An 18,449-nucleotide genomic window follows, 5' to 3' on the forward strand; every position below is an offset into this window, starting at 1 on the left:
CGAGCATGGATATCTATTTCTTCCTCGAACTGGCCATCAACGGTGTGCTGATCGGGCTGATGTACACGCTGGTTGCACTTGGCATCGTGCTGATCTTCAAGTCATCGGGAATCGCCAACCTGGCGCAGGGCGCCATCGCCATGGTCGGCGCCTACGTCGCCTGGGCTCTGCTGGTGCTGGTCGGCGCGCCGATGTGGGTGGCGGTGCCGCTCAGCCTGATCATCATGTTCTTTGTCGGTGTCGGGGTCGAGCGCGTGGCGCTGCGCTCCATGATCGGCCAGCCGGTGATCATGGTGATCATGCTGACTCTGGGCCTGGAAATCCTGCTCCGCGGTCTGGCTCCGGCCGTCTTCGGCAGTGCCATCAAGCGCCTGGATCTCGGCATCCCGCAGGCGCCCATCATCATCGGCCCGATGCTGATCAACACGGCCTATCTGGTCTCAGGCGGCGTTGCGCTGGGTCTCGTGTTGCTGTCGATGGCCTTCTTCGGCACCCGTATCGGCACCGTGCTGCGCGCAGTGTCCAATGACCAGACGGCGTCATGGTCGGTCGGCATCTCGGTCGAGCGCGCCATCGGACTGTCCTGGGGGCTGGCCGGCATTGCGGCGGCCTCGGGCGGCATTCTCTGGGGCTCGGTGCAGGGCGTCGACTGGACGCTGTCGCTGTTATTGCTGAAGGCACTGGCGGTGGCAATTCTGGGCGGGCTCGACAGCATCGTCGGCGTGCTGATCGCCGGCATGATCGTCGGCATCCTGGAAAGCGTGATCCCGGCTTATCTCGATCCCTATGTCGGCGGCGGCAGCCGCGACGTGGTGGCCTCGCTGGTAATCCTGCTTACCGTCATCCTGCGACCGCATGGCCTGTTCGGCCGTGAAGACATCGAACGGGTATAAGCCATGTTCTATCGTCTCTCCGGCATCAAGCACACATCCTACCTGGCCGACCGCCAGCTCTGGCCGGTGCCCTTCGACCGCTATCTGGTGGTGATCGTGTTGCTGCTGGGTGCCGCCGCGCCCTTCCTGCTGTCGCCGCTGTATCTGGGCAGCTACATGCTGCCCTGGATCATCTGGGCTACCGCGGCGCTGGCGCTCAACCTGCTGATGGGCTGGGCCGGGCAGATTCATCTGGGCTTTGCCGCTGTCATGGCCATCGGGGCCTACAGCGCGATCCATCTGGCGCGCGCGGGCGTCCCTTTTGAACTGGCGCTGCTGGGGGCTGGGCTGGTCTCTGCCATCACCGGGCTGATCTTCGGTGCCGCCGCTTTGCGCGTGAAGGGGCTGTATCTCGCCGTCTCGACACTGGCGATGCAATATATGGTCGACTGGGTGATCTCGCATGTGCCGGCGATCAGCGGCGGCAGCCAGGCGACACTGCAGACGCCACCGATCCGCGTCTTGGGCTTTGCCGTCACGTCCGATGCCGGGCAGTATTGGGTTGCCTTCGGCATCTGCGTGCTGGTCACCATCTTCATGCTGAACGTGAAACGCACCAGCTTCGGCCGTGCGCTGGTCGCGGTGCGCGAGAAGGATTTCGCCGCCGCCATCATCGGCGTGAATGCCTTCTACTACAAACTGCTGGCCTTCTGGGTTTCGTCTTTCCTTGGCGGCATCGCCGGTGCGGTCCTGGCTTTCTGCTACTATCGCGCCGTGACGCCCGAGCAGTTCCATCTCGATGTCTCGATCCAGGTGGTAGCCATGGTGATCGTCGGCGGCATGGGCTCGATCCTGGGCAGCTTCTTCGGCGCGGCACTGGTGCTGCTGGCGCCCATTGTGCTGAACAATGGCGTCGGCGCCATTGTGAAGATGATCGGTATGTCGCTGTCGCCCGAGGTGCTGGCGCTGATCCCGCTCATTCTCTATGGCGGCCTGATCATGGGCTTCCTGCTGTTCGAGCCGCTTGGGCTCGCCAAGGTCTATGACAATATCCGCAACTATTTCCTGGTCTGGCCCTTCCGCCATGCCCGGCGTTAAAGCGTGCATTTGCGTACAACAAGAATAGTAAAAACACAGAGGAGAGACGCCATGAGCAAGAGTGCATTGAAGATGCTGGGAGTAGCGGCGGCACTTGCCGTTGCCGCCAGCAGCGCGCAGGCGCAGGACAAGGTGATCAAGATCGGCCTGGCCGAGGATTTCACCGCCGTCTACACCTTCGTCACCTCGGACTACAACCAGGGCCAGCGCGATTATTTCTCGCTGATCAACGAGCGTGGCGGCATCAAGGGCTACAAGATCCAGGCCGATGTGGTGGATACCGCCAACCAGCCGCAACGCGGCATCGAGGCTTACGAGCGCATGAAGAATGAAGGCGCCGTGATGGTCGACTTCCTGTCGACGCCGGTGTCGCGTGCCGTGGTGCCGCGCGCGCTCAAGGACCAGGTCAATATGCTGACCCTGTTCCATGGCCGCTCGGATGCCGCGGATGGTGAAACCTTCCCCTACATCTTCCCGATGACGCCGCTCTACTGGTCGCAGGCGACCAATATCCTGCAGTACATCAAGGAGCAGGAAAAAGGGAACCTGAAGGGTAAGAAGATTGCCCTGGTCGGCATCGACTCGCCGTTCGGCCGCGAGCCGCATCCGATCTTCCAGGCGCTGGCCGAGAAGGAAGGCTTCGAACTCGGCATCCATCCGTATCCCTCGCCGGGCAACGAGCAGTCGGCCACGTGGACGGCCGTGCGCCGTTTCCAGCCTGACTGGACCGTGATCTGGGGCGCCGGTGGTGGCCAGACCGTGTCGCTGCGCGAAGCTATCCGCAACGGCGTGAAGCTGGATCGCCTGCTGTCGGTGATCTGGCTCTCGGAAGTCGATACCGAGATCGCCGGCAAGGATGCCGCCAAGGGCGTGCTGCGTTTTGAAGGCGCGGCCTATGGCAAGGACGCTGCCGTGATCAAGGCAATCGATGCCGAGGTCGTGGCCAAGGGCAAGGGTGCGGGTCCCGCCGCCAAGGTCGGCTCGTCCTATTACAACATCGGCGTGGCAGGTGCTGCGCTGGTGGCGGAAGGCATCCGTCTGGCGCTGGAGAAGGACCCCGGTCCGCTCACTGGTCCCAAGCTGAAGGCCGGCCTGGAAAGCATCACCAACTTCGATGCGCAGGGCCTGATCCCGCCGGTGACCATTACATCCAAGGATCACCAGGGCGGCGGCAAGGGCCGTATCTCGCAATGGGATGGCAGCAAGTGGGTCCCCAAGACCGACTGGTATGCCGCCTCGCAGGATCTGGTCTGGGAGCTCGTCCGCAAGAACGCGGAAGAGTTCAAGAAGTCCGGGAACTGACCTGACATGCTGGCGCTGGAAAACATCGAAGTTGCTTACGACCGCGTCTTTCTCGCGATCAAGGGCGTTTCGCTGTCAGTCCCCGAGGGTGGCGCTGTCGCTCTCCTCGGGGCCAATGGCGCCGGCAAGAGTACGACTCTCAAAACCATCTCCGGCCTGCTGAAGCCGGAGCGTGGCGAGGTTACGCGCGGCAATATCCTGTTCCACGGACAGGACATTGCCGCGCTGTCCGCGCCGCAACGCGTGCGTCTGGGCATCGTGCAGGTGCTGGAAGGGCGGCGTGTCTTCGGCCATCTGACGCCGGCAGAGAATTTGATCGCCGCGTCCTCCATGCATGGCAGCCGGCAGAAGGTGTCGGAGCTGATGGAGATGGTCTTCACCTTCTTCCCGCGTCTGGGCCAGCGCGCCAATGCCAAAGCCGGCTATCTCTCGGGCGGCGAGCAGCAGATGCTGGCCATCGGTCGCGCGCTGATGACCGAACCCAAGCTGCTGATGCTGGATGAGCCCAGCCTGGGATTGGCACCCTATCTGGTGGACGAGATTTTCGGCACCATCAGCCGCATCAACCGCGAGCGCGGCATGAGCCTGCTGCTGGTGGAGCAGAATGCCACGGCCGCACTGGATATCGTTGATCAGGCCTACCTGATCGAAAACGGGCGTGTCGTCATGAACGGCAGCGCCGAGCAGCTGAAGCAGAATCCCGATGTGCAGGAATTCTACCTTGGCGGTACCGGCCGCGTGGATTATCACGCTGTGAAACACTATCGCCGCCGCAAACGCTGGCTGGCCTGACTGACATCGTCATTTTCCCTTGCCGCACGCGGCGTGCCGCTTCTAGGCTGCGGCACACCATGGGGGAATTCAGAAAATGCTGAAATCGGTTTTTGCGGCACTGTCGGTGCTGATCTGCGTGGCGCTGGCGAATGGCGCAGTGGCGCAAGACAAGATCGGCGTGTTGATGCTGCACGGCAAAAATCCGGGCAATCCAAACACGCCCAGCATGCAGACCCTGAAGTCGCGACTGGAAGCCGATGGCATCGTCACGCTGATCCCTGACATGCCCTGGTCGGCGAACCGCTATATCGACGGCGACCTGACCAAGGCGATGGATGAGGTCGCGGGCCATCTGGAAAAACTGAAGCAGCGCGGCGCGACGAAGCTGTTCCTCGCCGGGCATTCGATGGGCGCGGCCATCGGGCTTGCCTATGCGGCGCAGCGCGGCGATGTGGCTGGCGTGATCATGCTCGCCCCAGGTCATGCGCCTTATTACTACTACAACAGTCCGAACGGCCCCAATCCGGCCGTCCGCGCCAGTATCGACGAGGCCCGCGCGCTGGTCGCCGCTGGTAAGGGCGATACGCGCAAGGACTACATGGACAACAACCAGGGCAAGACGCTGGCCGTGCGCATCACGGCGCAGGCCTATCTCTCCTATTTCGATCCGGATGGCATGGGCGACATGGCTGTTGCCGCAACGAAGCTGCCGGCGACCATCCCCGTACTGGTCGCACTGGGCGACCAGGATCCGCTGACCACGGTGGGCAGGGCCTATATCTTCGACCGCCTGAAGCCGAACCCAAAGAACCAGTACCTGGCCATCAGCGCCAATCACCTCAATACGCCGGATGTGGCCAAGACCGAGGTGGTGGCCTGGATCAAGGCTGTCGCGGCACCGTAAGGCCGCAGCACAGTAGAAAGACGCCGCCGACAGCGGTATATGGGCGGGTCACGGCTTCCCGCCCTGTTCACCCCTGTATGCTCGCATGTCGGTTTCCGCCCCACGTCTGCCGTCTGTCGTAATCCTCGTCGCCATGTCGGCGCTGGGGCCGATGGCGATGAACATCTTCATGCCCTCGATGCCCGGGCTGGCCCGCGAGTTCGGTGTCGATTACGGCCTGGTGCAGCTGACGCTGACCTTCTACCTGATCGGCCTGGGCGCAGCGCAGCTGGTCTATGGACCGCTCAGCGACCGGTATGGCCGTCGTCCGGTTCTGCTCTGGGGGCTGGGCCTTTATTGTCTGGGCAGCATCGCCTGCGTTGCGGCACCATCGATCACGCTACTAATGCTGGGCCGTGCCTTGCAGGCCATCGGCGGCTGCGCCGGCCTGGTGCTCAGTCGCGCCATCATCCGCGACCTGTATGATCGCGAGCGGTCGGCCGCCGTCATCGGCTATGTCACCATGGCGATGACCCTCGCGCCCATGCTGGCGCCGGCGCTGGGCGGGTATCTCGATACGATGGCAGGCTGGCGCGCCAGCTTCGCCGCCTGCAGCATCGCCGGTTTCGCGGTCTTCGCCTGGGTATTGCATACCTTGCCGGAAACGCTGGTCCAGCGCGGCGAAGGCGAGGGTGTGATGGCCCTGCTGCGCGGCTATGCCGAACTGCTGCGCTCACCGGTTTTTTGCGGTTATGTGCTGCAGCTGGCTTTCACCTCTGGCGTCTTTTTCTCCTTTATTGCCGGCGCGCCCTTTGTGGTGGTGACGGTGATGGGCCTGCCACCATCAGATTACGGCCTGTGGTTCATCGTCGTGTCGACCGGCTACCTGATCGGCAACTTCCTCACCGGCCGTTTTTCCGTGCGTTTCGGCATCAACCGCATGCTGGCCGCCGGCGCCACCATGGGCCTGATCGGCATCACGGCGCTGGCGCTGGCCAGCTGGCTCGGGCCGCTCAGCCTGCCCGGTATCTTCCTGCCGATGATGCTGGTGGCGTTGTCGAATGGCCTGACCCTGCCCAACGCCACGGCTGGCGCGATCTCGGTCAATCCGCGTACGGCCGGTGCCGCAGCAGGTCTTTCGGGTGCCGTGCAGATGCTGACCGGCGCGGCCATGGCGCTGCTGGTAGGCTATGGCCAGGACCATGATCCGAGCCAGTATCCAATGATCTGGGCCATGCTCGGATGCGGCAGTTTGTCGGTCTTAAGCTTTCTGATCGCTTCGAAATTCCGCGCCAGCCGCCCCTGAACGGCACGTCTGTCCACAGGGGGATGCGACAAACCCGCGTGGTTTGCGGCTCCGATTCGTGCCGGTTCTCGAAACCCCGCATGGCTAGCGGTTTTTTTGCATTACCCGATGGGCAAAACCGCGGGGTGATGCTATGCAGGATTCGGGAATCAACCCCCGATTCGTTCAAAAACAACATCTGACTCATCAATTCCGAGGAGAGAGACCATGGCTAAGGCAGCCGCCACCAAGACGGTTACCGTCACTGCGAAGCAGATGGCTTCCACGCTGGCTGAGAAGCATGAGCTGCAGAAGAAGCTGACCCTCGCCCTGTTCGAGGACTTCTTTGCCGCCATCACCAAGTCGCTGAAGAAGGGCGAGCGCGTCCGTATGGGCGATATCGGTATCCTGCAGGTCCGCAAGCGCGCCGCTCGTATCGGCCGCAACCCGCAGACCGGCGAGCCGATCAAGATCAAGGCTTCCAAGAAGGTTGCCTTCCGCGCCTCCAAGGTGCTGAAGGAAGCCGTCTGATCCTTCTCTGAGGGATCAAGCTTCAAGGGCCTGCCTCGCGGCAGGCCCTTTTTCTTTGCGCGCTTTTCCGCGCTGCCGACTGTCATCGAACCGTCATTCCGGTCATCGAAAATTCACGGGACTTCGGGGAGTCCGCGATTCATCTTCCCGGCCAACGGATTACCTCAGATGGTGATTCGTCCAGCAGGTGACCGATGAATATGGCGCTCTTTCCGGCCCGTTACCGCACCATTTGGATATCCGACATCCATCTGGGCACGCGCGGCTGCAAGGCCGATCTGCTGCTGGAATTCCTCAAGCATACCGAGTCCGATACGCTCTACCTGGTCGGCGACATCGTCGATGGCTGGCGGCTCAAGCGGTCCTGGTACTGGAACCAGAGCCATAACGACGTGGTGCAGAAGCTGCTGCGCAAGGCGCGCAAGGGCACCGACGTGATCTATGTGCCGGGCAACCATGACGAGGCATTGCGCGATTTCATCGAGGGGGCCGGGTTGGCCTTCGGCGGGATCACCGTGCAGATGGAGGCGATCCACCAGACCGCCGATGGCCGGCGTTTCCTGGTCACCCATGGCGACCATTTCGACGGCATTGTCACCTGCGCCAAATGGCTGGCGCTGCTCGGCGACGCGGCCTATGGCTTCGCCCTCGACCTCAACACCTGGTTTAACCATATCCGCCGCCGCATGGGCCTGCCCTACTGGTCGCTGTCGGCCTACCTGAAGCACAAGGTGAAGAACGCGGTCGAATTCATCTCTGACTACGAGCAGGCGATCGCCGAGGAGGCCCGCCGCCGCCATGTGGACGGGGTGGTCTGCGGCCATATCCACCATGCCGAAATCCGCGAGATCGACGGCATCCTCTATTGCAACGACGGCGACTGGGTGGAGAGCTGCACCGCCCTGGTCGAGCATGCCGACGGCCGGCTGGAAATCCTGCGCTGGGCCGAATTGCGCGAGTCCATGGGCAGTTTCCTGACCGCCGACGGGCTGGACAGCCTGGAGCCGGCTATGTCCGAAGCCCCGATAAATGATCTGGTCCCGGAGGATATCGGGGCACTTGCAGGCGTTCAGCAGTCGGCAACGGTGGATTGATCGACTTTACACGGTGACGTGTATGCCCCCGAGTCGCAGGCATCAAGACCTGTGACAACTCTGGGCATCAGCAAATTTGCTTGGTATTCTAGGGGCATGGGAGTGCTTTCATCATTGCTCGGGGCCATCGGTCTCGGCGGCAAGCAAGAGGCCGTAAACCTGCGCCAGACTGCGTCTGGAATGCGCATGGGCGACGTCGTGCTCGGCACCGGCGCGAAAGCCGAACCGGGCAAGATGGTGTCAGTGCATTACGCCGGCTGGATTTGGGAAAACAGCAAGCCGACCCGCATGTTCGACAGTTCCTACAAGCGCGGCCAGCCCTTCGAGTTCGCGCTCGGCCAGGGCAAGGTGATCAAGGGCTGGGATGAAGGGGTCAACTACATGAAGGTCGGCGGCAAGCGTGCGCTGATCATTCCGCCGTATCTGGCCTACGGTGCGCGCGGCAACGGCCGCATCATTCCGCCCAACGCCACGCTGTTCTTTGAAATCGAATTGATCAACGTCCGCTGAGGCGGGCCATGCCATGCTGTCGCCGCATTCGCGCGGCAGCGTTCCCAACTCTGGAATCTTTCAGGAGCTGCCTGTAATGCTGTTGTCCCGCCGCGTCTTTGCCGCTGCCGCCATCCTGTTCGGCCTTGCCGCCGCCCTGCCGGCCGCGGCCCAGCAGGAAATCACCACGCCCAGCGGCCTGCGCTATATCGATACCAAGCCGGGCACCGGCGCCACCGCGCGCGCGGGGCAGACGGGCATCGTGCATTACACCGGCTGGCTTTATATCGCCGGCGAGAAGGGCCGTAAATTCGACAGCTCGCGCGATCGCGGCCAGCCCTTCGCCTTTCCGATCGGCGGCGGTCGGGTGATCAAGGGTTGGGATGAAGGCGTGGCCGGCATGAAGGTGGGTGGTCAGCGCACCCTGATCATTCCACCAGGCCTGGGTTACGGCGCGCAGGGCGCCGGTGGCGGCACGATCCCGCCCAACGCCACGCTGATCTTCGATGTCGAGCTGGTCGACCTCAAATAAGGTCGTCCTCTTTTCAGGGCATAAAAACGGCCGGCCAGGAGATATCCCGGGCCGGCCGTTTTCGTTTTCTGCGATCTGCAGTGTTCGCTTACGCGGCCTTGGCCAGGTTGCGCAGCACGTAATGCAGGATGCCGCCGTTCTTGTAATAGTCGATCTCGTCCAGCGTATCGATGCGGCACAGCACCTCGATGGTCTGGGTCGAGCCGTCGGCGCGGGTGATGGTTACCGGCGTCTTCATGCGCGGCTTCAGGCCAACGGCGATGCCGGAGATGTCGAACTTCTCCGAACCGTCGAGCTTGAGGTCGAAGCGGGTCATGTTGTTGAGGAACTGCAGCGGCAGCACGCCCATGCCCACCAGATTCGAACGATGGATGCGCTCGTAGCTCTCGGCGATCACCGCCTTGACGCCCAGCAGGATGGTGCCTTTGGCCGCCCAGTCGCGTGAGGAACCATTGCCGTATTCCTTGCCGGCCACGATCACCAGCGGGGTGGCGCTGGCCTTGTACTTCATCGCGGCGTCATAGATCGACATGACATCGCCGGCCGGCATGTGCTTGGTGATGCCGCCCTCGGTACCCGGCACCATCTCGTTCTTGATGCGGATATTGGCGAAGGTGCCGCGCATCATCACCTCGTGGTTGCCACGACGGGCACCATAGGAGTTGAAGTCGGCATAGGGCACCGTGTTGCCGGTCAGGTAGGAACCGGCGGGGCCGTCCTTCTTGATCGAGCCCGCAGGCGAGATGTGGTCGGTGGTGATCTTGTCGCCCAGGATCGCCAGCAGACGGGCGCCCTTGACGTCGGTGATCGGCGCCGGCGTCGCGCTCATGCCCTCGAAATACGGGGGATGCTGCACGTAGGTCGACTTGTTGTCCCAGCCATAGGTCTGGCCGCCATCGACCTTGATCTTGCGCCAATTCGGATCGCCCTTGAAGACGTCGGCATAGCGCTTCTTGAACATCGCGGGCGTCACGTACTTGCGCACGGTGGCGGCGATTTCCTTGTTCGAGGGCCAGATGTCCTTCAGGTAGACCGGCTTGCCCTTCTTGTCATGGCCGATCGGCTCGTTGGCGACATCCATGTTCAGGTTGCCGGCCAGCGCATAGGCCACCACCAGCATGGGCGAGGCGAGGTAGTTCGCCTTGGTCAGCGGATGGACGCGGCCTTCGAAGTTGCGGTTGCCCGAGAGCACGGCTCCGACGACGAAGTCGTTATCGGTGACAGCCTTCGAGATGTTGTCCGGCAGCGGGCCCGAATTGCCGATGCAGGTGGTGCAGCCATAGCCGACAACCTGGAAGCCCAGGGCGTCGAGGTCCTTCTGCACGCCCGACTGGGCGAGATAGTCGGTGACCACCTGGCTGCCCGGCGCAAGCGAGGTCTTCACCCACGGCTTGGTGGTCAGGCCCTTCTTGAGCGCATTGCGTGCCAGCAGGCCGGCACCCAGCAGCACGCTCGGGTTCGAGGTGTTGGTGCAGGAGGTGATGGCGGCGATCACGACGTCGCCATGACCCAGGTCGAACTTGGTGCCTTCGACCTTGGCGCGGAAGTCCACGGCGGTCTTCTTGCCGTAGAAATTGGTCATCGCATCCTTGAACTCGGCCGCAGCGCGGCTCAGCGGCACGCGGCCTTCAGGACGGGTCGGGCCGGCCAGCGAGGGTTCGACCGTCGAGAGGTCGAGTTCCAGCGTGTCGGTGAACACCGGATCGGGCGACTTCGGCGCGCGCCAGAAGCCCTGCGCCTTGGCATAGGCTTCGACCAGTTTGACGCGCTCGGGATCGCGGCCCGAGGCCTTCAGGTAGGCGATGGTCTCGCCATCGACCGGGAAGAAGCCGCAGGTCGCGCCGTATTCCGGCGCCATGTTGGCGATGGTGCAGCGATCAGCGGTCGACAGCTCGTCTAGGCCGGGGCCGTAGAATTCGACGAATTTGTTGACCACGCCCTTCTTGCGCAGCATCTGCGTCACGGTCAGCACCAGATCGGTGGCCGTGGTGCCTTCCTTCGGCTTGCCCGAGAGGCGGAAGCCGACGACTTCCGGCAGCAGCATGGAGATCGGCTGACCCAGCATCGCGGCTTCGGCCTCGATGCCACCCACGCCCCAGCCCAGCACGGCCAGGCCATTCACCATGGTGGTGTGGCTGTCGGTGCCGACCAGCGTGTCGGGATAGGCGACCTCATCCTTGCCATCCAGACCCGTCCACACGGTCTGTGCCAGGTATTCGACGTTCACCTGGTGGCAGATGCCGGTGCCCGGCGGCACAACGCGGAAGTTGTCGAAGGCGGTCTGGCCCCAGCGCAGGAACGCATAGCGTTCACCATTGCGCTCGTATTCCAGGTCGACGTTCTTCTGGAAGGCGTTCTTGGCGGCCGAATAGTCCACCATCACCGAGTGGTCGATCACGAGGTCGACCGGCGAGAGCGGATTGATCTTCTTGGTGTCGCCGCCCAGATGGGTCATGGCGTCGCGCATGGCGGCCAGATCGACGACGGCGGGCACGCCGGTGAAGTCCTGCATCAGCACACGGGCCGGACGATAGGCGATCTCGCGATCCGAGCGCTTGTCCTTCAGCCACTGGGCGACGGCCTTGAGGTCGTCCACGGTGACGCTGCGGCCGTCTTCATAGCGCAGCAGGTTTTCCAGCAGCACCTTCATCGAATAGGGCAGGCGGGTCAGGTCGCCCAGGCCGGCCTTTTCGGCAGCCTTGATGCTGTAATAGGCGTAGGACTTGTTGCCGACCTTCAGGGTGCGGCGGGTCTTCATGGTATCCTGGCCGACCACGATCGGCACGGAGCGGGCGGCGCCAATGGTCTTCTTGGCCGCCGGGCTCTTCTTCGCTACCGCGGCGGTCTTCTTGGCGGCGCTGCGCAGAACCTGCTTCTTGGCAGCCTTCTTCACGGCCTTGCGGATGACGGCCTTCTTGGCGGCCTTCGCAGCCTTCTTGACCTTCACAGCCTTTTTCTTGGCGCTCTTGATCGCCTTCCTGGCCGGCTTCTTGACCGACTTGGCGGCCTTTTTGGATTTCACGGCCTTCTTGGCCTTCACGACCTTCTTGGCCTTGGCCGGGCTCTTCGCCTTTGCGGCCTTGCGCTTGGTCTTCTTGGAGGCTTTCACGGGGCAATCCTTTCGTAGCGGAAACGTCAAATATTGAAAGGCTGGTCAGAGCGGGCTGGTCCCGCATCGGTTGGGGCAATTGGTGCCGTAAAACCATGGCTTTGCCAAGCTCTTTCGGCTGGAAGAAAGTTCAACCGGGGTCGAAATTTAAGCAATGGATGCAGGGGGTGAAGGCGGTACGTCCTGCCACTTCCATGACCCCTTGACGGGCAAAGGTCCGTGCCCTTATCAACGATGTAACAATGACGGTGTTGGCTACGGCTGCACCGCGTTTGAGGAGGCGAATATGTCCGAGACGTCGGTGAAGACCGGCGGGCACGGGGCGCATGGGGAAATGCCCCATGGCCGCGATCCGTTGGGGCGTGACACGATCCCGAAATATCTCGCCTACAACGCGCAGCATCGTCGCGACCGCCCGGCCATGCGCGAGAAGGATCTCGGCATCTGGCAGAGCTGGACCTGGGGCGAGGTGGCCGAGCAGGTGGAAGCCATCGCCGGCGGCCTGAAGGCGCTGGGTCTGCGCCGCGGCGACAAGATGGCGATCATCGGCGACAACCGTCCGCAGCTCTACTGGGCGCTGGGTGCGATCCAGGCGCTGGGCGGTGTGCCGGTGCCGGTCTACCAGGACAGCGTAGCCGACGAAATCCAGTATGTGATCGAGCATGCCGAGGCCCGCTTCGTGCTGGCCGAGAATCAGGAGCAGGTCGACAAGCTGCTGTCGGTGCGCGACCGCCTGCCGAAGCTGGAGCTGATCCTGTTCGCCGACCCGCGCGGCATGCGGCATTACACCCAGCCTTTCCTGCACAGCCTCGATGTCGTGATGCAGAGCGGCCGGGCCTACGGCCAGCAGAATCAGGGCTTTTTCAAAGCCGAGATCAATCTGGGCCAAGGCAGCGACCTGTCGCTGATCTGCTATACCTCGGGCACAACGGGGCGCCCCAAGGGCGTGATGCTGAGCCAGGACAATGTCGTGCGTTCGGCCAATCTGGCGATCAGTTTCGATCGCATCGACGAGCGGGATGAAATCCTCGCTTATCTGCCGCTGGCCTGGGTGGGCGACAACTTCATCTCCTATGCCGAGGCGACCATCGCCGGCTTCTGCGTCAACTGTCCGGAATCGGGCGAGACGGTGCTGACCGATTTGCGCGAGATCGGGCCGACGTATTTCTTCGCGCCGCCGCGCATCTTCGAGAACCTGCTCGCTACCGTGATGATCCGCATGGAAGATGCGGGCGGGTTCAAGCGCGCGATGTTCAGATACTTCATCGGTGTGGCCAAGCGCGCCGGCCGCAGCATCCTGGAAAAGAAGCCGGTTGGGCTCGTTGACTGGCTGCTGTATGCCGTGGGCGACCTGCTGGTGTACGGCCCGCTGAAAAACGTGCTGGGCCTGAGCCGCCTGCGTCTGGCCTATACCGCCGGCGAGGCCATCGGACCTGACATTTTCGATTTCTTCCGGGCGCTGGGCATCAACCTGAAGCAGCTCTATGGCCAGACCGAGAGCACGGTCTATCTCTGCCTGCATACGGATGTCGACGTGAAGGCCGATACGGTCGGCCCGCCCGGTCCCGGCATCGAACTCTATATCGACGAGAAGACGGGCGAGGTGATGTACCGCAGTCCCGGTGTTTTCGTGGGCTATTACAAGAACCCGGAAGCCACGGCCGAGACCAAGACGGCCGATGGCTGGGTGCATACCGGCGATGCCGGCGTGTTCACTGACGATGGCCATCTGCGCATCATAGATCGCGCCAAGGATGTTGGCCGCCTGAACAGCGGTGCGCTGTTTGCGCCGAAATTTGTCGAGAACAAACTGAAATTCTTCCCCTCCATCAAGGAGGCCGTGGTCTTCGGCAACCAGCGCGACCATGCCACCGCCTTCATCAATATTGATCTGGCCGCGGTGGGCTCATGGGCCGAGCGCAAGGCCATTCCCTATACCTCCTATACCGATCTCGCCGGCCGACCCGAGGTCTATGCGCTGGTGAAGGGCTGCATCGAGCAGGTCAATCGTGACCTGGCGTCTGACAGTTCGATGGTGGACAGCCAGATTCGACGCTTCCTGATCCTGCACAAGGAGCTGGATGCCGATGACGGCGAGCTCACGCGCACCCGCAAGGTTCGGCGCCGTACCATCGCCGAGCGCTACGGCGACCTGATCGAAGCCCTGTATACCGGCCAGCCCGATGTGGCGGTGGATGCGAGGATCACCTTCGAGGACGGCCGTACCGGCAGCTTCAAGGCCCAGCTCAGGATCGACGACGTGGCGGTGCAAAACCCCATGCGGAAGGCGGGATGATGACGGCGAGGATGGCCGAAAAGAACGGCAAGACCATCGGCGACGTCATGCTGAAGGTGGAGAATATCTCGCTCAGCTTCGGCGGCGTGAAGGCGCTCACCGATATCAGCTTTGAAATCCGCGAGCGCGAGGTTCTGGCCATCATCGGGCCGAATGGCGCCGGAAAATCCTCGATGCTGAACTGCATCAACGGGTTCTATCACCCGCAGCAGGGCACCATCACCTTCAAGGGCACGCCGCGCCAGCGCATGCGGCCGCATGAAGCGGCCAAGCAGGGCATTGCCCGCACCTTCCAGAACATCGCGTTGTTCAAGGGCATGTCGACGCTGGACAACATCATGACCGGCCGGCTGCTGAAGATGAAATCCGGCCTGTTGGCCTCGGCCTTCTACAAGGGGCCGGCGGAGCGCGAGCAGGTGGAACACCGCGCCTTCTGCGAGAAGATCATCGACTTCCTGGAGATCGAGGCGATCCGCAAGGTGCCGGTCGGACGCCTGCCTTATGGTTTGCAGAAGCGCGTCGAGCTGGCCCGCGCGCTCGCCGCCGAGCCGACGCTGCTGCTGCTGGATGAGCCGATGGCCGGCATGAACCTGGAAGAGAAGCAGGACATGTGCCGCTTCATCCTGGATGTGAATGACGAATTCGGCACCACCATCTGCCTGATCGAACATGACATGGGTGTGGTGATGGATATCTCGGACCGCGTGGTGGTACTGGATTACGGCCGCAAGATCGGCGACGGCACTCCCGACGAGATCAAGAACAACAAGGATGTCGTCGACGCCTATCTCGGCGTGCAGCACTAGGACAGGCAGGCATGGCATTTTTTCTCGAAGTCCTGATCGGCGGCCTGATGGCCGGGGTGATGTATTCCCTGGTGGCGCTCGGTTTCGTGCTGATCTTCAAAGCCTCCGGTGTGTTCAACTTCGCTCAAGGGGCCATGGTGCTCTTCGCCGGCCTGTTCTTCGTCGGCTTCATCCAGAAGGGTGCACCGATCTGGCTGGCCATTATCCTGACCCTGGTCGTGATGACATTGCTCGCCATCGCCATCGAACGCCTAGTGTTGCGCCATCTGGTCAACCAGGAAGGCATCATCCTGTTCATGGCCACCATCGGCGTTTCCTTCTTCATCGACGGTTTCGGCCAGTCAATCTGGGGGTCGGGCGTGCAGACGATCGATGTGGGCATTCCCACCGATCCGATCCTGCTGATGGACGGCGATATCTTGATCCAGTCCTTCGATCTTTGGGCTGCCGTCGTTGCCGGCTCGCTGCTGACCGGTCTCGTGCTGTTCCAGAAGACCCGCATCGGCCGCGCCCTGCGCGCGGTCGCCGACGACCATCAGGCGGCGCAGTCGGTCGGCATTCCGCTCAATGTGATCTGGATCATCGTCTGGGCCATCGCCGGCATGGTCGCGCTGGTGGCCGGCGTGATGTGGGGTTCCAAGCTGGGCATGCAGCCGGCCATTGTCGGCTTGGCGCTGAAGGCGCTGCCGGTGCTGATCCTGGGGGGCTTCACCTCCGTGCCGGGCGCCATCATTGGAGGTCTGATCGTCGGTGCCGGCGAAAAGCTGGCCGAAATCTATATCGGTCCGTATTTCGGCGGCGGCATCGAGAACTGGTTTGCCTATGTGGTCGCGCTGGGCTTCCTGCTGATCAGGCCGCAGGGCCTGTTCGGCGAACGTATCATCGAGCGCGTCTAGGGAAGGGCGAAGCAGATGCTGTATCGCGAGTCCGGCCAATTCAAGACCAGCTATCCCGCCGATCAGGCGATCTTCACCATTCCGCAGGATCGCGTCTTCTTCGCGCTGCTGATGCTGGCGGCCTTCATCGGTGTGCCGCTGGTGGCGACCGACTACCTCTACACCGCACTGATCATCCCCTTCCTCTGCATGGCGCTGGCCTCGCTGGGGCTGAACATCCTGACCGGGTATTGCGGTCAGGTGTCGTTGGGTACCGGTGCCTTCATGGGCGTCGGCGCAGTGGCAGCCTGGAATCTGGTGTTCCGCATTCCTGAGCTGAACCTGCTGGTCGCGTTTATTCTGGCGGGCCTGATCGCCGCGCTGGTCGGCGTGATCTTCGGTTTACCCAGCCTGCGCATCAAAGGCTTCTATCTGGCCGTGGCGACGCTGGCGGCGCAGTTCTTCCTGCCCTGGCTGTTCGTGAAAATCGGCTGGTTCACCAATCACAACCCGTCCGGCGTCATCACCGTGCCGCGGCTCGACCTGTTCGGCTGGGTAATCGACACGCCGATGGAGAAATATCTCTTCGCGCTCGGTGTCGTGTCGGTGCTGGCGCTGGCGGCCAAGAACATGGTGCGCAGCAATCCCGGCCGGCAGTGGATGGCGATCCGCGACATGGACATCGCCGCCGAGATCATCGGCATCCGCCCGGTGGTGGCCAAACTCACCGCCTTCGCCGTCTCGTCCTTCTACATCGGCATCGCCGGCGCGCTGTATTTCTTCGTCTATCTCGGCTCGGCCGAACCTGACGGGTTCAATATCAATCTGTCCTTCCAGGCGCTGTTCATGATCATCATCGGCGGTCTGGGCTCTATCCTGGGCAGTTTCCTCGGCGCCTTCTTCATCCTGCTGGTGCCGATCTTCCTGACGCGTGGCCTGCCGCTGGTCGGCCTCGACATGTCGACAGCCGCGATTGCCCATACCGAATTCATGGTCTTCGGCGCGATGATCGTCTTCTTCCTGATCGTCGAACCGCATGGCCTTGCCCGCCTGTGGCAGATCACCAAGGAAAAACTCCGGGTCTGGCCGTTTCCGTATTGAAGTGCGTAAAACCCGACTTTGTCGGGTCAGTATCGCGTGTTAGGCTTCACTCAACCCGCCTGAACGGACGGGACAAACGGGAGGACTACAAATGCGTGCCAAACATTGGTGTCTGGCCTTCGTGGCCAGCGTAACGCTGCTCGGGGCGAGCTATACTGCTTCGGCGCAGGAACAGTTGATTCCCTCGATGGTGTATCGCACCGGCCCCTTCGCGCCGAGCGGCACGCCGACGGCGGATGGTTTCGCCGATTACATCGCGCTGCTGAACAACCGCGATGGCGGCCTCAACGGTGTTAAGCTGAAGGTCGAGGAATGCGAGACCCAGTACAACACCGAACGCGGTGTTGAGTGCTACGAGCGCCTCAAGGCGCAAGGCGGCACGATCTTCAGCCCGTATTCGACCGGCATCACCTATGCGCTGATCGACCGCGCGCCGAACGACAAGTCGGTGATCTTCTCGATGGCCTACGGTCGCGCTTCGGCGATGGTCGGCAACATCTTCCCCTGGGTGTTCAACGCCCCGGTGACCTACTGGTCTGGCGCTTCGGCGGCGATCCAGTTTTTCGCCAAGGAAGCTGGCGGCAAGGACAAGCTGAAGGGCAAGAAGATTGCCCATGTCTTCATCGATATCCCCTATGGCAAGGAGCCGAACCCGGTTCTGCAGAACTACGCCCAGGAACTCGGCTTCCAGCTTGAACTGGTGCCGGTGCCGGCGCCGGGTCTGGAACAGAAGTCGATCTGGCTGCAGGTGCGCCAGATGCGTCCGGACTTCGTCTACCTCACCGGCTGGGGCGCCATGAATGCTGTGTCGCTGAAGGAAGCGGCGGCTGTGAACTATCCGCGCGAGAAGATTCTCGGCGGTTGGTACACCTCGCAGGATAGCGATGTGACGGCAGCCGGCCCGGCCGCCAAGGGCTTCCGCGGCCTGACCTTCCATAGCGCCGATCGCGATCTGGAAGTGCTCAAGCAGGTGAAGTCGCGTCTGGTCGACAAGGGTCTGGCCAGCCAGAACGGCAAGCATCTGGGTGAGATCGGCTATGTCCGCGGCATCCTGAATGCCATGTTCACCACCGAGGCGCTTCGTACTGCCCAGGCGCAGTATGGCAACAAGGTGATGGATGGCGAGCAGTCGCGCTGGGGCTTTGAAAACCTGAATCTGACCGAGGACCGGCTGAACAAGCTGGGCCTGAAGGGTCTGATCCAGCCGATCAAGATTTCCTGCGACAACCATCAGGGCGACGGCAAGATGCTGATCGTCCAGTGGGAAGGCGACAAGTGGAAGACCGTCAGCGACTGGATCGCGCCTGAGAACCAGAAGCTGATGCCGCTCTACCTCGCCGGTGCCGAGCAGTATCAGCGCGAGAAGAACGTGGCTTCGCGCTCCTGCGCCAAGTCGTAAGCC

The 18,449-nt window shown here is 62.4% G+C and carries 16 protein-coding genes; 15 read left to right on the forward strand and 1 reads right to left on the reverse strand.

The window, feature by feature from the left end; translation table 11 throughout:
• Positions 1-5: 5 nt before the first annotated feature.
• The 10 genes from AC1RRE_RS05560 (at position 6) to AC1RRE_RS05605 (ending at position 8,860) form a co-directional block, all read left to right on the forward strand.
• The gene (locus AC1RRE_RS05560; protein ID WP_492980107.1) at positions 6-893 is read left to right on the forward strand and encodes a branched-chain amino acid ABC transporter permease; all 888 of its coding nucleotides are present in this window, start codon (positions 6-8) and stop codon (positions 891-893) included.
• Positions 894-896: 3 nt separating this feature from the next.
• A complete protein-coding gene (locus tag AC1RRE_RS05565; protein WP_492980108.1) occupies positions 897-1,970 on the forward strand; it encodes a branched-chain amino acid ABC transporter permease in 1,074 nt (357 codons plus the stop codon).
• Positions 1,971-2,021: 51 nt separating this feature from the next.
• Positions 2,022-3,272 (forward strand): ABC transporter substrate-binding protein, encoded by a 1,251-nt coding sequence (locus AC1RRE_RS05570; protein WP_492980109.1) that lies wholly within the window; start codon positions 2,022-2,024, stop codon positions 3,270-3,272.
• Between the two features lie 6 nt (positions 3,273-3,278).
• Positions 3,279-4,064 (forward strand): ABC transporter ATP-binding protein, encoded by a 786-nt coding sequence (locus AC1RRE_RS05575; RefSeq protein ID WP_492980110.1) that lies wholly within the window; start codon positions 3,279-3,281, stop codon positions 4,062-4,064.
• 76 nt (positions 4,065-4,140) lie between these two features.
• Entirely contained in the window at positions 4,141-4,950 is an 810-nt protein-coding gene (locus AC1RRE_RS05580) for an alpha/beta hydrolase (protein WP_492980111.1), read from the forward strand.
• An 85-nt stretch (positions 4,951-5,035) separates the two neighbouring features.
• Positions 5,036-6,235: a multidrug effflux MFS transporter gene (locus AC1RRE_RS05585; RefSeq protein ID WP_492980112.1), complete on the forward strand. Its 1,200-nt coding sequence runs from the start codon at positions 5,036-5,038 to the stop codon at positions 6,233-6,235.
• A 207-nt stretch (positions 6,236-6,442) separates the two neighbouring features.
• A complete protein-coding gene (locus tag AC1RRE_RS05590) occupies positions 6,443-6,745 on the forward strand; it encodes an HU family DNA-binding protein (protein ID WP_492980114.1) in 303 nt (100 codons plus the stop codon).
• Positions 6,746-6,939: 194 nt separating this feature from the next.
• The gene (locus tag AC1RRE_RS05595; RefSeq protein ID WP_492980115.1) at positions 6,940-7,839 is read left to right on the forward strand and encodes a UDP-2,3-diacylglucosamine diphosphatase; all 900 of its coding nucleotides are present in this window, start codon (positions 6,940-6,942) and stop codon (positions 7,837-7,839) included.
• 186 nt (positions 7,840-8,025) lie between these two features.
• Positions 8,026-8,349 (forward strand): FKBP-type peptidyl-prolyl cis-trans isomerase, encoded by a 324-nt coding sequence (locus tag AC1RRE_RS05600; protein WP_492980116.1) that lies wholly within the window; start codon positions 8,026-8,028, stop codon positions 8,347-8,349.
• A gap of 76 nt (positions 8,350-8,425) precedes the next feature.
• Positions 8,426-8,860: an FKBP-type peptidyl-prolyl cis-trans isomerase gene (locus tag AC1RRE_RS05605; protein WP_492980117.1), complete on the forward strand. Its 435-nt coding sequence runs from the start codon at positions 8,426-8,428 to the stop codon at positions 8,858-8,860.
• 88 nt (positions 8,861-8,948) lie between these two features.
• Here AC1RRE_RS05605 and acnA read toward each other — a convergent pair whose 3' ends face one another.
• Positions 8,949-11,618, reverse strand: coding sequence for an aconitate hydratase AcnA (gene acnA / locus AC1RRE_RS05610; protein ID WP_492981332.1), 2,670 nt, complete (start codon positions 11,616-11,618; stop codon positions 8,949-8,951).
• 637 nt (positions 11,619-12,255) lie between these two features.
• On the opposite strand from acnA, the gene AC1RRE_RS05615 reads away from it, so the two are divergent.
• The 5 genes from AC1RRE_RS05615 to AC1RRE_RS05635 all read left to right on the forward strand — a co-directional run bounded on the left by AC1RRE_RS05615 (position 12,256) and on the right by AC1RRE_RS05635 (position 18,446).
• A complete protein-coding gene (locus tag AC1RRE_RS05615) occupies positions 12,256-14,265 on the forward strand; it encodes an AMP-binding protein (RefSeq protein WP_492980118.1) in 2,010 nt (669 codons plus the stop codon).
• Positions 14,262-15,071 carry an ABC transporter ATP-binding protein gene (locus AC1RRE_RS05620; protein WP_492980119.1) on the forward strand — a complete coding sequence of 270 codons (810 nt, stop codon included), beginning with the start codon at positions 14,262-14,264 and terminating at the stop codon, positions 15,069-15,071. The genes AC1RRE_RS05615 and AC1RRE_RS05620 overlap by 4 nt, the downstream gene beginning before the upstream one ends.
• Positions 15,072-15,082: 11 nt before the next feature.
• Complete coding sequence (locus AC1RRE_RS05625; RefSeq protein ID WP_492980120.1) at positions 15,083-15,967, forward strand: branched-chain amino acid ABC transporter permease; 885 nt, start codon at positions 15,083-15,085, stop codon at positions 15,965-15,967.
• Positions 15,968-15,982: 15 nt separating this feature from the next.
• The gene (locus AC1RRE_RS05630; protein WP_492980121.1) at positions 15,983-17,047 is read left to right on the forward strand and encodes a branched-chain amino acid ABC transporter permease; all 1,065 of its coding nucleotides are present in this window, start codon (positions 15,983-15,985) and stop codon (positions 17,045-17,047) included.
• Positions 17,048-17,138: 91 nt separating this feature from the next.
• Positions 17,139-18,446, forward strand: a complete 1,308-nt coding sequence (locus tag AC1RRE_RS05635) for an ABC transporter substrate-binding protein (RefSeq protein WP_492980122.1) — start codon at positions 17,139-17,141, stop codon at positions 18,444-18,446.
• The last annotated feature ends 3 nt before the right edge of the window (positions 18,447-18,449 follow it).

This window comes from Ferrovibrio sp. GW821-FHT12D07 (assembly GCF_058807275.1).